1 protein-coding gene is annotated in these 793 nt (G+C 54.3%); it reads left to right on the top strand.

Going from position 1 to position 793, the window contains the following annotated elements; translation table 11 throughout:
* The first annotated feature begins 190 nt into the window (after window positions 1–190).
* A complete protein-coding gene (locus tag AC1DE1_RS20820) occupies window positions 191–628 on the top strand; it encodes a hypothetical protein (RefSeq protein ID WP_477175192.1) in 438 nt (145 codons plus the stop codon).
* Window positions 629–793 lie beyond the last annotated feature (165 nt).

A 793-nucleotide genomic window follows, 5' to 3' on the forward strand; every position in this document is an offset into this window, starting at 1 on the left:
CATCGAGGTTGAAGGCGTAGAACAGCGGTGCTTGCGCAGCTTGCTGACGACCCATCATCRTGGCAACGTCCACTTGTCCGATGGGTAGGCAGTGAATCAGCTTCAGACGGCCGATTCAACTGACTTTTTCAACACAATCGACCCAAAGCAGACATTGCGAGCTCCAATGATCCACCTGTGAGGTGAAGGGATGGCCGCGTTTCGTTTCGACTTTCATGCTCCCCTTCACAGGGGGCTAATAGTCTTTGGTGTTGTTCTTGTCTTCTTCTGGGTCGCGATCAACGCCGGCCCGGGAAACTGGTTAACGCTCTATCGGCTCGCCACAAACGGGATTGAAACCGAAGGGAAGGTCATCACAATTCGGCCTGAAAACCACAATGCTTGTGAATTTGCTTACACCGTGGGTGGCCGTAGCTACAGTCACTGGGAAGGGTGCCACTTGGCTGAGGGGGAAATATCAGCGCTGGTCTACTTACCCTCAGACCCGTCTGTGGCAATCGTCCGTTCCGCGCGGGAAGACTTGGATGCAACAATCTTCGTACCGTTTGGTATGGCAGTCGCTGCCGGCGTTATCGCTGCAGTTCAGCAACGGTGGGCGCTGAAAAGAGCTAAAGATCCGTCTGGGTGAAGTGTCTGCTTCCGACCGATTGTGTTGAAAAAGTCAGTTGAATCGGCCGTCTGAAGCTGATTCACTGCCTACCCATCGGACAAGTGGACGTTGCCACGATGATGGGTCGTCAGCAAGCTGCGCAAGCACCGCTGTTCTACGCCTTCAACCTCGATGACCACGTGC

The sequence above is a fragment of the Dyella sp. 05T440 genome (assembly GCF_056395965.1).